This is a genomic window from Acinetobacter sp. SwsAc5, assembly GCF_013391485.1.
GTDB classification, from domain to species: domain Bacteria; phylum Pseudomonadota; class Gammaproteobacteria; order Pseudomonadales; family Moraxellaceae; genus Acinetobacter; species Acinetobacter towneri.
This window is the reverse complement of sequence record NZ_JACAXD010000005.1, coordinates 127,861-142,367: the sequence shown is the minus strand read 5'-3', so window position 1 is coordinate 142,367 and position 14,507 is coordinate 127,861. Positions and strand designations below refer to the sequence as shown.

13 protein-coding genes are annotated in these 14,507 nt (G+C 42.8%); 5 read left to right on the top strand and 8 right to left on the bottom strand.

Translation table 11 applies throughout. The features are described 5' to 3' along the window. Positions 1 to 245: 245 nt before the first annotated feature. The 3 genes from HYG89_RS04480 (at position 246) to HYG89_RS04470 (ending at position 2,613) form a co-directional block, all read left to right on the top strand. Complete coding sequence (locus HYG89_RS04480; protein ID WP_004972289.1) at positions 246 to 914, top strand: hypothetical protein; 669 nt, start codon at positions 246 to 248, stop codon at positions 912 to 914. A 42-nt stretch (positions 915 to 956) separates the two neighbouring features. Continuing rightward, the gene (locus tag HYG89_RS04475; RefSeq protein WP_004972288.1) at positions 957 to 1,763 is read left to right on the top strand and encodes an SDR family NAD(P)-dependent oxidoreductase; all 807 of its coding nucleotides are present in this window, start codon (positions 957 to 959) and stop codon (positions 1,761 to 1,763) included. Between the two features lie 115 nt (positions 1,764 to 1,878). Then, positions 1,879 to 2,613, top strand: coding sequence for a hypothetical protein (locus HYG89_RS04470; RefSeq protein ID WP_096902728.1), 735 nt, complete (start codon positions 1,879 to 1,881; stop codon positions 2,611 to 2,613). Positions 2,614 to 2,640: 27 nt separating this feature from the next. Here HYG89_RS04470 and HYG89_RS04465 read toward each other — a convergent pair whose 3' ends face one another. The 8 genes from HYG89_RS04465 to sdsA form a co-directional block, all read right to left on the bottom strand. Continuing rightward, positions 2,641 to 3,102: a YbjQ family protein gene (locus HYG89_RS04465; protein WP_004972286.1), complete on the bottom strand. Its 462-nt coding sequence runs from the start codon at positions 3,100 to 3,102 to the stop codon at positions 2,641 to 2,643. Positions 3,103 to 3,133: 31 nt separating this feature from the next. Further along, positions 3,134 to 3,490 (bottom strand): YbjQ family protein, encoded by a 357-nt coding sequence (locus HYG89_RS04460; protein ID WP_004972285.1) that lies wholly within the window; start codon positions 3,488 to 3,490, stop codon positions 3,134 to 3,136. Positions 3,491 to 3,631: 141 nt separating this feature from the next. Further along, positions 3,632 to 5,077, bottom strand: a complete 1,446-nt coding sequence (gene adeK, locus HYG89_RS04455; protein ID WP_104853130.1) for a multidrug efflux RND transporter AdeIJK outer membrane channel subunit AdeK — start codon at positions 5,075 to 5,077, stop codon at positions 3,632 to 3,634. After that, positions 5,077 to 8,256: an efflux RND transporter permease subunit gene (locus tag HYG89_RS04450; protein ID WP_178866180.1), complete on the bottom strand. Its 3,180-nt coding sequence runs from the start codon at positions 8,254 to 8,256 to the stop codon at positions 5,077 to 5,079. The genes adeK and HYG89_RS04450 overlap by 1 nt, the downstream gene beginning before the upstream one ends. A 13-nt stretch (positions 8,257 to 8,269) precedes the next feature. Continuing rightward, positions 8,270 to 9,532: an efflux RND transporter periplasmic adaptor subunit gene (locus HYG89_RS04445; RefSeq protein WP_178866178.1), complete on the bottom strand. Its 1,263-nt coding sequence runs from the start codon at positions 9,530 to 9,532 to the stop codon at positions 8,270 to 8,272. Positions 9,533 to 9,553: 21 nt separating this feature from the next. Beyond that, positions 9,554 to 10,171 carry a phosphatase PAP2 family protein gene (locus tag HYG89_RS04440; RefSeq protein ID WP_004972280.1) on the bottom strand — a complete coding sequence of 206 codons (618 nt, stop codon included), beginning with the start codon at positions 10,169 to 10,171 and terminating at the stop codon, positions 9,554 to 9,556. Positions 10,172 to 10,313: 142 nt separating this feature from the next. Next, positions 10,314 to 12,374 carry a site-specific recombinase gene (locus HYG89_RS04435; RefSeq protein WP_004972279.1) on the bottom strand — a complete coding sequence of 687 codons (2,061 nt, stop codon included), beginning with the start codon at positions 12,372 to 12,374 and terminating at the stop codon, positions 10,314 to 10,316. Between the two features lie 12 nt (positions 12,375 to 12,386). Further along, the gene (gene sdsA / locus HYG89_RS04430; RefSeq protein ID WP_104853134.1) at positions 12,387 to 13,364 is read right to left on the bottom strand and encodes an All-trans-nonaprenyl-diphosphate synthase; all 978 of its coding nucleotides are present in this window, start codon (positions 13,362 to 13,364) and stop codon (positions 12,387 to 12,389) included. 472 nt (positions 13,365 to 13,836) lie between these two features. Here sdsA and rplU point away from each other — a divergent pair, with 472 nt between their 5' ends. Both rplU and rpmA read left to right on the top strand, forming a co-directional pair. Continuing rightward, complete coding sequence (gene rplU / locus HYG89_RS04425; protein WP_004972275.1) at positions 13,837 to 14,148, top strand: 50S ribosomal protein L21; 312 nt, start codon at positions 13,837 to 13,839, stop codon at positions 14,146 to 14,148. A 19-nt stretch (positions 14,149 to 14,167) separates the two neighbouring features. Beyond that, positions 14,168 to 14,422 (top strand): 50S ribosomal protein L27, encoded by a 255-nt coding sequence (gene rpmA / locus HYG89_RS04420; protein ID WP_004760935.1) that lies wholly within the window; start codon positions 14,168 to 14,170, stop codon positions 14,420 to 14,422. The last annotated feature ends 85 nt before the right edge of the window (positions 14,423 to 14,507 follow it).

Below are 14,507 nucleotides of genomic sequence, written 5' to 3'. Positions count from 1 at the left end.
AACAGGTTAAAAGTGAATAAAAAATTGTAACTATTGTAGCAAAAAAATTGCCCGCTAAGCGAGATTCAACTCAGCCAAACTTATCGCAATTGGCAGTTGGGCAAACTCATCGTATGATGGGCGACAAGTATGATAAAAACTTCAAGTTCTCCGTTGCCTGTAACACTGTTTTAAACTGGGTTTAAGCAATGGATTTTAAAATAGATGAAAACACATCAATACGGTCAAAATAGGCAAGTTCAGTTATGACTTATGCTGTATCTTTAAAATTAAAACCAGAAACATATCAAAGATTTCAACACATTCATCAACAACTCAATGCAGGTGAATCGGAAAGTTTATCTAAAGCTTTGGGGGCGGTACTGACCGATATTTCTTGTGAAATTATTGAGCAACTTTTTGGTGAATTGTCACGTTCTAGTCATTCACTGGATGGTGAATCTGAAAAAATTATTCAGCAAGTCATACAAACCATGCAAAAATATATGCCATGGTCGGTGTCGTTTTTTGGCAATGAACGCTTAACGCCTATGGTGAATTATCTGGCAAGCATGATGTATCAGCAGGAAGGGCAAGGTTTTGTGACTTATCCTGTCGATAGTATTGTTATGAAAGAAACGTTGGGTTGTATTGAGCAAATTCGGCAGGGCAACAGTGCATGTATTGCGCCTGCATTTAAAGGGTTTACTCAAATTATTGATCAGGGCGTGGGTTATTTAATTCGTGATCCGAAAAAAATGCTGAAATTTAATTTGGTGGTCGATAAAACTTTAAACGGCGTGATTCATTTGACTACGCAACTGGGGTATAAACGCCTAGAAAAAATGGGTGCGCAATTCGATTTGGAAAGTGCAGAGATATATTTAAACCATTTTCTTGGGTTTTTGCAGCATCCTGCAAAACCTAAGACTTAAATTTTGATGACTTAAATTTTTAAATAACGCGGACAAACGGTTATGGCAAAACGGGAAAACTTGGAACATAAAGTGGTGTGGATTACAGGTGCATCTTCTGGCATTGGTAAGGCATTGGCAAAAGAGTGTGCTTTACAAGGTGCACAAGTGATTTTAACCGCACGTCGTTATGAAGAACTTGAAAAAGTACGCGTGAGTTTGCTGAATCCTGAACGTCATCTTTCTGTATGTGCAGATATTACCAATGAAAGTCAGGTGTTACATGCGTATGAACAAGTTTTGGCACGTAAAGGACGCATTGACTGGCTAATTAATAATGCAGGTTTAAGTCAGCGCGCTTTAATTGCCGATACCACTATGCAGACTGAACGCACCATTATGGAAGTGGATTATTTTTCTCAGGTCTTTCTGACCAAAACTGTCTTGCCGACCTTTTTACAGCAAAAACATGGTCGCATTATTTTTGTATCTAGTGTTGCAGCATTATTGGGTACGCAATATCGCGCGTCATATTCTGCAGCGAAAAGTGCCATTCACATGTGGGCGAATAGTTTGCGTGCCGAAGTAGCGGAGCAGGGCGTACAGGTTTCAGTTGTTTTCCCAGGATTTGTGAATACCAATGTGTCTTTTAATGCGTTGAATGGTGAAGGCAAACCACAAGGGCATCAAGATGAAGCCATTGAAAATGGTTTAGATGCCGATGTTTTTGCTAAAAATACAGTTAAAGCACTCATGGCAGGCGATGAATATATCGTGGTCGGGGGCGCTAAAGAAAAACTGGGCGTGTTGGTGTCGCGTTTATCGCCAAGTACTTTATATAAAATGATTCGTAAAACCAAAGTGAAGTAATTTTTAATCAAAGTGACTTCAAAATAAAATAATAAAAACAAAAAGAAGGATGAGCCATGCGTTTAATAATGAAAGGTTTTTTTTTATCAGCGCGTGGCTTTTCGCTTTCTTAGGGATGACTCAAACGACATTTGCCAAATTACAAACAAACGATGATTCGTTGTGTAAACAACCTGAATATATTGAAAAGATTTTACGACAGCACACAAATACAACCACAGTGAATGAGGACTTTTTGGCTTGTGCAGATTTCCCCAATGTTACTGAACAAACTTTAATTGCTTATGCTGAAACTCAGACAAAAGATGATCAACCTGTAGATGATTATCAGCTGACTTTTTTAACCGTAAATAGTAAAACGCAAAAGCTTCATTCAATCTATCACGTGAAAGAGCTTTTGCCTTCAGATGCAATTGAACTGCGTTCTATCCATTTAGATTTGGCGCCGTATCAAGTTTCTGAAAGCTTAAGGGCAATTGGTTTAAGAAGGAATTATGCAGGACGTTCAAGTGCCAATCCATTTTCGGCGCAAGTACTCGATTTATATGATTTACAACATAACAAGAAAATTTTAAACGGCTTAATCGTAGCGCGCTATCAGGCAGAAACCGATACACGTTGTAATGCCAAAGTAATAGAAAGCAAAGCTATTTTAATGATCTTGCGAAATACAACTCGACAATATTTTGATATGCAATTACGTGATCGTATTCAACATTATGAAATGTCGGGCGATTTAGAAAATTGCAAAGAAACTAAACGAGTGTCTACTCAACAGCGTTTCACTTTAAAATTTGATGGTCGGCAATATCAAATTCCTCAGCCTTATCGAGATCAGTATTTATACTAAATTCTTTACAAACGCTGAAAGATGTACTCAGCGTTTTGCAGAGAATTGACTAACGCTATTTTGAACCGCCGTTCCATAAGCAAAGACTTCGACCATGCCGCCTTGCATCCCCAATTCTGTGGTGCTTAAACGCAGCCCCATAATATGATTTGCGCCCATTTTTTCAGCTTCTAATTTTAAACGGACGATGGCTTCACGACGCGCCCGCTCGACAATACTTTCATAACTGGTCAAGCGCCCGCCAAAGAAGTTCTGAATATTGGCAATCACAAACTTAAAATAATCATGAGAAATGACCACATTGCTGTGTATCAATTGCCCAAAATTGGGACTGGTCTGGAAGCGGTTATTATCAATCTGAATATAACTTAAACGCAGTTCTTGCTCGGCTAAATATTTGAAATGTTTGCGTTCGTTGTGTCGCCCAAAACCAAAGCCTACGGCAAATAAAATCGCAAAGACAACAATTTGCAGAATTAAATTATCCATGTGATGTTATTCCTGTTCAATAATCTTTGCTTTAGTGTGATGCTGGAAATGGGTCTGGAAGTTTAGGAATATCTGCCTCGACCACCACTGCTGTACCATAAACAAACAATTCCGAAGCACCTTGAGCGATATTTGAAGTAGAAAAGCGAATCCCAACAATAGCATTGGCACCTAAACCACGTGCTTTAGCAATCATACGATCCATCGCTTCTTGGCGTGATTCTTCTAGTAATTCGGTATAAGCCGTTAATTCACCACCGACAATATTTTTGAGTCCTGCCAAGAAGTCACGCCCCACATGCTTACTGCGTACGGTGCTGCCATAGACCACATCAATTTGCCGTGAAATACGATGACCTGGTACAGATTCAAGATTACTAAGCAACATAAGATTCTAATATTTAAAAACAAGACGTATTGAAGATATGAAATGTGCTTGCAAAAAGCAATAAAAAAGCCCACCGAAGTGAGCTGATTTAGTCTTTATATCTGAGCTGTTAAGCAGCAAATTTAAGGTAGACGCAAAGACTTATTGCGCTTTACGTTCTGCCGATGATGCAGGTTGTGATGTGGCATCTGAAGTATTGGCTTTCACACCGCCACCCAAAGATTTATACAACTCCACCTGATTGTTCAAATTGGCTTGTTCCAACAACAATAAACCTTGTTCTGCTGCATAAGACGTACGCTGTGCATCCAACACGGTTAAATAGTTGTCAATGCCTGCGCGGAAGCGTGCATTAGATAATTTATAAGTGGTATTGGTCGCATCAACCAAGCGTTTTTGTGCCGCTAAACGATCACCAATATTTTGACGAACTGCCAAAGCATCATTCACTTCACGGAATGCAGACTGAATTGATTTTTCATAGTCAGCCAAAGCAATTTGTTGATCCGTTTCTGAAATTTTGATGTTGGCTTGGCGTGTGCCCCAATCAAAAATTGGCAAGTCGATGCTCGGGCCCACTGCCCAAACAAAACTGCCTGATTTAAACAAATCACTCAAGTCAGTTGATGCATAGCCTGCATTGCCCGTGAGGCTAATGCTTGGGAATAAACGTGCTTTTGCTGCACCAATATTGGCACCCGCAGCCGATAGTCGATACTCTGCAGTACGAATATCAGGACGGTTATTCAGCAAGTCACTTGGTAAGCCAGCGCCAATTGCGGTAGTTTTGGTAATGTGCGTCACACGCTGCGTTGGCAATAACGCACTTGGAACTTGTTCGCCCACCAACAAGTTCAGCAAGTTTTGTGCTTGCGCGACTTGGGTTTTGTAGTTGGCGACATCATTACGTGCAGTTTCAACTGAAATTTGTGCCTGACGGACAGGTAATTCACTATCAATGCCGACATCAAAACGCTTTTTGTTCAGATTGTAAGATTCAAGTTGCGTTTTTAACGTCTGGTCTGCCAGTTTTAAATTGGCATTGGCAAAAGAATAGTTGAGCCATGCTTGCGCCACCTGACCAATCAAGGCAATTTGTGTGGCATCACGTGAGCTTTGAGTTGCCAAGAAGTTATCTAAGGCATTGTCTTTTAAGCTACGCACACGTCCCCAAAAATCCAGCTCATAGGCAGTAACACCTAAGCCAACGTTATAACGGGTATGTGTACCTAATCCATTGCCCTGATCTTGACGTAGTACGCCACCGCTAGCACCAATGGTAGGCAATTGGTTGTTTTCTGTAATTTGATAAGCTTGCTGCGCACGCTGGATGTTCAGGGTTGCAGTGCGCAAATCACGGTTATTGTTCAGTGCCATATCCAGCACTTGCAATAAGCGCTGGTCGGCAAAGAAATCTTTATAGCCTTGTTCGGCAACCGATGTACCCGTTGCTGTTGCTGTATAGCTGCTCGGAATACTCGCCTGAGCGACGGGCTCTGGCCCACGCATGCTTTGACAGGCTGTCAAAGCAAGCGCAAGGGCAGAAACCGCAATGCCACGGCCTGTAAGAGACCATAAGTTTTGCATCACGATACATGCTCCTGTTGATTTTGTTGTTTTGGTTTGTATTTAAAGATACTTCTGATCCAAACGTAGAACACTGGAATAAAGAAGATCCCTAACAAGGTTGAGCTAATTACACCGCCCAAGACTCCATAACCGACTGAATGTTGGCTACCTGCACCTGCACCAGATGAAAGAGCAAGTGGCAATACACCAAAACCGAAGGCAAGGGTGGTCATAATAATTGGACGTAAACGCATTTTTGCAGCATGCAAAGTGGCTTCAAATAGGTCTTCACCTTTTTCTTGTAGCTCTTTGGCAAATTCTACAATCAAAATGGCGTTTTTCGCAGACAAACCAATCACAGCAATAATTGCCACTTGGAAGTAAATGTTATTGGATAGGTTCGGGTTCTTGAACAAGATCATGCCCCCAAAGGTGAGCAATAATGCCCCGACAATCCCTAACGGTACGACCAAGAGTACTGAGAATGGAATAGACCAGCTTTCATACAAGGCTGCCAAACACAGGAATACAATCAGTAAAGACAACGCATACAAGAACGGTGCTTGGTCGCCCGATTCACGTTCTTCTAGCGATAGGCCTGTCCATTCATAGTCAAAGCCATTTAAGCCCATAGACGGTAATTTAGCGACAATTTCTTCCATGGCTTGCATTGCTTCACCTGAGCTGACGCCCGGAGCAGGTGCACCCTGAATGTTCTTGGCAGATACGCCGTTATAGCGTTCTAAGCGCGGCGAACCATAAGTCCACTCACCTGTTGCAAAGGCAGAGAACGGTACCATTTCACCACGGTTATTGCGCACATACCACTTGTTTAGGTCTTCAGGCATCATGCGTGAGTCTGATTCAGCTTGAACATAAACTTTTTTCACACGACCACGGTCAATAAAGTCATTGATGTACGAACCACCCCAAGCCATGCCCATCGTGCTGTTGATTTCAGCAATGCTGACACCTGCTGCACCTGCTTGCGCCTGATCAATCAGAATACGGTACTGTGGTGTATCTTCCTGACCATTTGGACGTACGCCCATTAAGCGAGGGTCTTTGGCTGCTTCACCCAAGACAATGTTACGTGCCATGGTGAGTTTTTCGTGACCATTACCTGCAGCATCTTTCAGCTGTAAGTTAAAGCCTGCACTCACACCCAATTCAGGCATTGCTGGCAGCTGTAATGGCATGATGTAGGTCGCATCTTTCACAATCATGTTCAGCGCCATACCACGTTGAATAATGGCACCCACTTGTGATTCTGGACTTGTACGTTCACTCCAGTCTTTTAACTTAATGAATGCCATACCAGCGTTCTGACCAACACCCGAGAACGAGAAGCCAGAAACACTAAACACCGACTGCACATGCTCTTTTTCATTTTCTCTGAAGAAGTTAGTCATGCTGGTCATCGTGGCATCAGTACGTTCCAAAGTCGCATTTGGTGGGAGTTGCACCAGTGTCATCACCACACCCTGATCTTCATCAGGTAAGAACGATGATGGAAGTTTCTGGAACAACAACACAATAATACCCAACACCACTGCATATAAAATTCCTGAGAAAATTTTGCTGTGGGTCATACGGTCTACACCGCCTTGATACTTGACCGAAATCTTATCAAAGCTACGGTTAAACCAACGGAAGAAACGGGCAAATACGCCGTTGCTTTCAGGTTTGTTTGGATCATGCTGTTTCAGAATGGTGGCACACAGGGCAGGGGTAAAGGTCAAAGCAACAACCAGTGACAGCACCATGGCAGTCACAAGGGTGATAGAGAATTGACGATAAATAACCCCTGTTGTTCCACCAAAGAATGCCATTGGAATGAACACCGCAGACAGTACCGAGGTAATCCCGACCAGTGCCCCTGAAATCTGTTTCATGGACTTTTCAGTCGCAGCCACAGGGTCAAGATGTTCTTCCACCATGACACGTTCTACGTTTTCCACTACAACAATCGCATCATCGACCAGAAGACCGATGGCAAGTACCATGGCAAACATGGTGAGGGTGTTGATGGAGAAACCAAACATATTGATCACGGCAAAAGTACCGAGAACCACCACAGGCACAGCCATGGTTGGAATAATGGTGGCGCGCCAGTTCTGTAAGAACAGGAACATCACAATAAATACCAAGATGATCGCTTCAATCAGCGTTTTAACCACACTCTTGATTGAAAGTTCAATAAATGGCGTGGTATCAAACGCCAATTCATCCTTTAAACCCGCAGGGTAGTTTGGGCGTAATTGTTTTAAACGTTCTTCTACGGCAGCAGCGGTATCTAGTGCGTTGGCACCGGTAGACAATTTAATTGCCACACCACCAGCAGGTTTACCGTTGTATTTAGAAATAAACTGATAGTTGTCTGCACCAAGTTCAATACGTGCTACATCACCCAAGCGAACTTGAGCACCTGAAGCGGTATTTTTAAGGAAAATATTGCTAAATTGTTCAGGTGTTTGTAGCAAGCTTTGCGCAGTAACCGTTGCGTTCAACGCCTGACCTTGAACAGATGGTGCACCACCCAATTGACCTACAGCCACCTGAGCGTTTTGGGTACGAATGGCTTGTGCAATATCACTTGGTGTAACTTGCAAGCTTGCCATTTTGGCTGGATCCATCCAAATACGCATGGCGTATGAGCCACCAAATACTTGTACTTCACCTACACCTGCAACACGGCTAAGCGGTTCAGAAATGTTGGAGTTGACATAGTCTTTAATGTCATCTGCAGAAAGGCTTTCATCTGGCGAGTAGAAGGCTAAAACCTGTAAGAAGCTTGCGCCAGATTTGGTAACTTTCACCCCTTGACGTTGTACGTCATCTGGCAATAAAGCTGTTGCAGATTGTAGCTTGTTCTGTACTTGAACCTGTGCAATATCAGGGTCAATCCCTTGTTCAAAGTTTAAGGTAATTGATGCAGAACCATTCCCCGCACTGTTCGATGAAATGTAGCGTAAACCATCCAAACCATTCATTTGCTGCTCAATAATTTGAGTCACTGTATTTTCAACAGTTTCAGCAGATGCACCTGGATAAGTCGCAGCAATGGTGACCGTTGGCGGTGCAATGGTCGGATATTGGGCAATTGGCATGCTGGTGAGAGTAATAATCCCAGCCAGCATGATGACCAATGAAATCACCCACGCAAAAATGGGGCGATGAATAAAAAAGTGTGCCATTGAAGTCTACCCCTTATGCATTTGAAGTAGCTTTTGATTCAGTTGCTTGGGCTTCTGAGGCTGGTTTGGCATCACCCGATTTTGCTGGTGCAGCAGGTGCAGCTTGAGGAGCAGCGCCTTGCGGTTGATACGGCTTAGCGACCACTTGCTGTTCAGGTTTTACTTTGGCAATACCTTCGACAATCACTTTATCGCCAGTTTGCAAACCTTCAGTCACAATCCAGTTGCTGCCTTGCGTACCAACTGTGGTCACAGGACGCGGTTCAACAATACCTTTGGCATTCACAATCATTGCCATTGCCTGACCTGTTGGGGTACGGCTAATCGCAGCTTGTGGAATTAAGATTGCGTTAGGAATCACACCTTGCACAATTTGCGCAGTGGCAAACATACCCGGCAATAATAAATGATTTGAATTTGGGAACACGGCGCGTAAAGTCACGGTGCCTGTTTCTGGGTTCACGCTGGCATCAGAAAAAGCCAAACGACCTTCAACAGGGTAGTAGCTGCCATCTTCAAGTTTTAATTTTACTTTGGTGTTGTTGCTGCTATTTAAACTACCTTGACTCAATTGCTGACGTAAACGTAGTAACTCTGCGCTGGACTGATTGATGTCTACATAAATTGGGTCTAAGCGTTGAATCGTCACCAACGGTTCCGCCTGACTCGCAGTAACCAATGCACCTGCAGTCACAGTAGAGCGGTTAGTTTGCCCTGAAATTGGGGCACGTACAGTCGAATAGCCTAGGTTAATTTCGGCATTGCGTACTTCTGCTTGAGTCGCAGCAACATCGGCTTCGGCAAGTTTTACCTGTGCCACAATGTCATCATATTCTTGTTTAGAGATTGCATTGCTGCCTACCAACTGACGGTAACGACCTTCTTTAATGCGTAACACATTCAATTGCGCTTGCTGGCGGGTGAGTGCTGCACGGCTACTGTCTAGACTGGCACGGTTGGTACGTGAGTCAATTTCATAAAGCGCCTGACCCTCACGCACGTAGCTGCCTTCGGTAAATAAACGTTTCAGAACCACACCACTGGTTTGTGGGCGAACTTCTGAAATTTCAAAGGCTGTGGTACGTCCAGACAGTTCTACAGACTGTTCCACGCTTTGTGGCTGTGCCACCAGTACGCCAACCTCAGTCGGTGGCATTTCCTGAGCTGCACCTGCTTGCTGTGCATCTTTTGGATCTTTGCTACAACCCACAAGTGCTAAACTTGTGGCTAATGCGCAAGCAGTCAGGGCAGGAGCCCAAAGCTTTGCAGACATCATTCTTTCACCTCTATTAGATTTTTATCTAAACTTATGTATTGGTTTGTCTTGCAGATATTGAGCGCAAAACAGATACCACAATGTGATCCAAATAAAACTTATGCTCCAACCAGAGAGGACATCTGAAGGATAGTGCACTCCCAGATACACACGGGAAATGCCCATCAGCAACATCCATAACCACGCGCACACAGACAAAATTTTATGCGCTGGATGTTGCAAACTCAGGTAAATCACCAAACAACCTAAAGTTGCAGCATAAAAACTATGAGCGCTTGGAAATGATGCGCCAAAAGTTTCCACCAAATGCAATGCTTCAGGCGGGCGAGGTCGCGCGAATAGGTATTTGAGCAGCCATGAAAGCGCAATACTTACGACCAGTCCTACACTGATAAAAACAATTTTTGTGTATTTTTTATACCATGCCAAATAGAAACACCATAGGCAGGTTAAAAATAATACAAATGGCATGCCACCTAATACAGAAAGTGTGATTGCCAATTGATTCAAATGTGCGGTGCGCTGGGTACTTAAAAACTCCACACTGGCAACATCAAATTGTTGCCAACTTGGAATGTTTAGCACTAACACACTGATTATAAATAGTAAACTACCGAGATAAAGCAGTATTTTAGGCATGCTAAAAATCCCTGTAAGTTTAACCGATTTGAGCACGGTTGATGAATGGAATAAAGTGTACTAGTCAGTACACTTTATTTCAAGCCAATGTAAATGAGAAGAATTTCTTTTTTTGTTACTTTGTGCGCAATGTAAATGTGCACTAAATTTTAGCATTTCGTTCAGTATTTGAGGATGAATCGTCATCCACTGTAATTGGTTGTTTCGGTGGCCAAAAGAAATCACTTGGACGGGTTAAGAAGTGAGTCAGCACCAATTTTGCCAAAGGTTTCCACTGTTCAAAACGTACCCGACGCGCACGCAATGCCACAATAATGGTTAAAGTAAAGCTGACAAATAAGTTGGTTAAACCAATTAGCAGTACGCCTAAAAAGGACACAATAATCAGGCCAATTTCAGGTGAGCCATTAATATTCATTAAACCCTGAATAAAGTTGGCAGAAGCGAAGGCAATGTGGCGAATATCAATCGGTAAACCCAAAATATAACCCAGCGTAGCGGTACTGCCGAGCATAATCCCGAACAGGAAATTACCTGCCAAAGCCCCTAAGTTTCGTTCTATATAATTGGCAAATATATTGAGACGTTCTTGTCCGAGTAACTTCTTTAAATGCAGATGAGCTTTTAAGCGCGGCCCGACTTTACGATACACCGCCATGTTATCGAAATAACCTGCAATCAAACCAGACAGAAATAAAAATACCCCTGCAATGGCGGCATGCGGAATGGCAAGTGACGTAAACGGATTCAAGTCGTGCAGCATATTCGATGCTTTGGCATGTGACATCAGCGGTTCATGTAACATGGCATCCCAACTAAAAGCAATTAAGGCTGCAACTGGAATCGCAATCGAGATATTGCCTAAAATGGCGACGAACTGCGTACGGATAATATTAATAATTAAGGCAGCAAGTTCGGCAATTTGTGCCATTTTAGAGCCTTTACGATGTTGCACCGTAGAAGCCAATGCTGCAGCAGTCATTGCGGGTTGTTTGGTGGCAACAGTAAAGTGCAAGACATGAATCAGCATAAAACCAAATGAATAAATCATGCTGTTGATGATGGCCTGCATCATCGGAGCGAGCACTAAACGCGAGGCGAGGGTTTTTAAAGTCGCCATCGTGGCAATTAAAACACCTGCACCTGCCGCAGCTTTATACATGCCCCAAAAGCCGTCTTTGTCGGTACTTACATAATGCTCACCCGTTTTACTGGCATTTTCAGTGACTTGTAAGGCAATTAACTCACTGTTTTCTGCAAGCAAGGAGCGTACACTGCGTTCGCTATACAATGCCGCAGTTACATCTACCAGTAATTGTCCTGCCGAAACATAACGGACTTTGTCTTGCGCCACGATTAAATTCAGCAACAGTTCAATCCGCTCTAAACATTGTTCAAGTAAAGACAATAAGTAGGTCAGACTGATGCTGACGCCAGTTCGTTTGGTGGCACGACGAATTTTACTGCTGACATCATGACATTGGTCAATCATCACCAAAGCTTGAGAGGCATCGGGTGGTTGAATGGCACTGATTTGATCGTGTTGTTGATCGGCAACTTTATAAAGCTGAATAAACTCGTTGATTTCGCGGTTTTGTGCCAAAAAAGGTGAATCATATTCACTTAGTTCAGGATAGGCACTAATAAATTCAGGATATAAACCAATGCCGCTGACCCGATATGACAGCACTGTTAGAGCTTTAATAATTTCACTGCGAATCAGGCGTTTTTGTGTTTGTCCGCCATGTCCGCGATTCAGTAAAGTAAATAATTGCTGCCATTCGGTATCTTCAATATTGTCGAGCCAGTATTTATCACTACGTAGTGGAAAAACTCGACGGACTAAATCTTGCAGTTGGCTTTCATCATTAATCAGCGGTAAAAAGTGCGCGCCCAAACGCTGAAACAACTGATTCCAAAAACCATCGAGCGATAAAATTCCCGTGTCGGCATATAAACTGGTTTGTTTGTATTGATTGATTAGACGTAAAACAAAATGTTGCAAGGTTGAGCTGGCATCGGGTGTCAGCAGCAAGGCTTGTAAGAAAGCTTGAAACTTTTGATGAGTTTCTTCTAAATCTTGAGTGTCACTTGGACGGATACGATTGACCAGTTCAATCAGCAGATTTTCATCCAGAACAGCTTTTGGTGTATCCAGCTGTTCTTGCATTTTTCTAAATAAATCGTTGAGTTTTATATGCATAAGCTGCTTAAATTATTGAATGCGATGTAAAGCCAATAAGGCTAAATTCTTTAAGGCCTGACGATACTCCGAGTCTGGCAGTGCTTCTAAAGCGGCAATAGCGGCTTCTGTTTCTTCTGTGGCACGTTGGCGGCAATAATCGAGAGCGCCAGAGGACTGCACAATGGCAATAACCTGATCGAGGTCAGAAGTACCACCTGTCGCAATACTGCGACGAATAATTTGATGTTGTTCGCCAGTGGTATTTCTTAATGCAGAGATTAAAGGCAAAGTTGGTTTGCCTTCCATTAAATCATCGCCAATATTTTTACCTAATGTTTCAGCGTCTGATGTGTAATCTAAAATATCATCAATAATTTGGAAGGCATTGCCAAAGTGTCCTGCAAATAAACGCAACGGCTCACGGTACTGTGGCGTGCCTGTTAAAATTGCTGCACCTTCAGTGGCAAGTTCAAATAAACGTGAAGTTTTGCCGTGAATAATGTCTAAATAAATTTGTTCTGTAGTGTCAGGTTGATGCTGTGCCTGTAATTGTAAAACTTCACCTTCGGCAATTTCACAAGTCCCTGTAGAAAAGTCTTTTAGCAATACCAAATCGTTTAAATCGACCAATAAGTCAAAGGCGCGGGAGATTAAAAAGTCACCGACTAAAACCGCTGTTTGGTTATTCCAAGTGGCGTTAGCAGTAGGTCGACCACGACGTAAACCAGACTCATCCACCACATCATCATGCACCAAAGTTGCGGTATGCAGCATTTCAATAATTGCAGCCAGTTTACGTTGACGCTCTAAATCTTCTGCACCACAAGCTTTGGCAGCAAGTAAGCACATAATTGGACGCATGCGCTTACCGCCAGCTTCGACCACATGCTTACTAACCGCCATCACTAACGCGACTTTAGAGGTAATCCCTTCATTAATAAATGTATCCATCGCGGCAAAATCAGAAGCAACAGGGGCGAGAATGTCTTGCTTAAAGTCGATGGTCATGTGAAGAGAAACCTCAATAATATTGAATGACAACTTAGTTGAATCAGTTGTAACTTATGTTACAGCCAAGAAAACTGCTTAAGTCTGCGAAAATAACGCAATGAATGCAATAGTTAGGCAACTGCCAAATGCTGTAATTGTTAATTCTACTAGAAAATGAAGTCAATAACTTTGTGGGTAAATTCAGTTATTTGCTCAAGTTGGGCCTGATTTTAACAAGCACAGCAGTTTACGCCAACACAATCTGTCTATATTGATTGATCCATTGAATATGGATGAGGCTGCAGAAAGTCATTTACGCGGCTGGGTATTAAACAATCAACCTTGTTGTGCAATAATTGCCGTAAATGGCTTGTTGTTTGTGCGAATATCGCTTAAAATCTTTGCCCTTGAATAACCCCCAGTGGCGTTCGTTTTAAGATCGATATATCCCTTTATCGGCACGACGACACGGGCATGTTTGGAGTACATTATGTACGCAGTAATCCAAAGCGGTGGTAAACAGCACCGTGTTGTTGAGGGTGAAACCCTTAAAGTTGAATTATTGAAAGCTGAAACTGGCGCAACTATTACGTTTGATGACGTATTAATGGTTGTAAACGGTGACAACGTTCAAATCGGTGCTCCAGTTGTTGCTGGCGCTAAAGTAACTGCAGAAGTGGTTGGTCATGGTCGTCACGACAAAATCCGTATTGTTAAAATGCGTCGTCGTAAACACTACCGTAAGCAACAAGGTCACCGTCAATGGTTTACCGAGTTGAAAATTACTGGTATTGCAGGCTAATCACTAGGAGTAAATAGACATGGCAACTAAAAAAGCCGGTGGATCGACTAAGAACGGTCGTGATTCGAATCCTAAGATGTTAGGTGTTAAAGTTTACGGTGGTCAAACTGTAACTGCTGGTAACATCATCGTTCGTCAACGTGGTACAGAATTCCACGCTGGTGCAAACGTAGGTATGGGCCGTGACCATACTTTATTTGCTACTGCTGACGGCGTAGTAAAATTCGAAGTGAAAGGTCAATTTGGCCGTCGCTACGTATCTGTTGAAGCGTAAGCTGAAATAGTGAAAAAACCCACAAGTGATTGTGGGTTTTTTTATGCTTGTATGATGGAAAATTAGGGTCAAAGGATAACTTTTA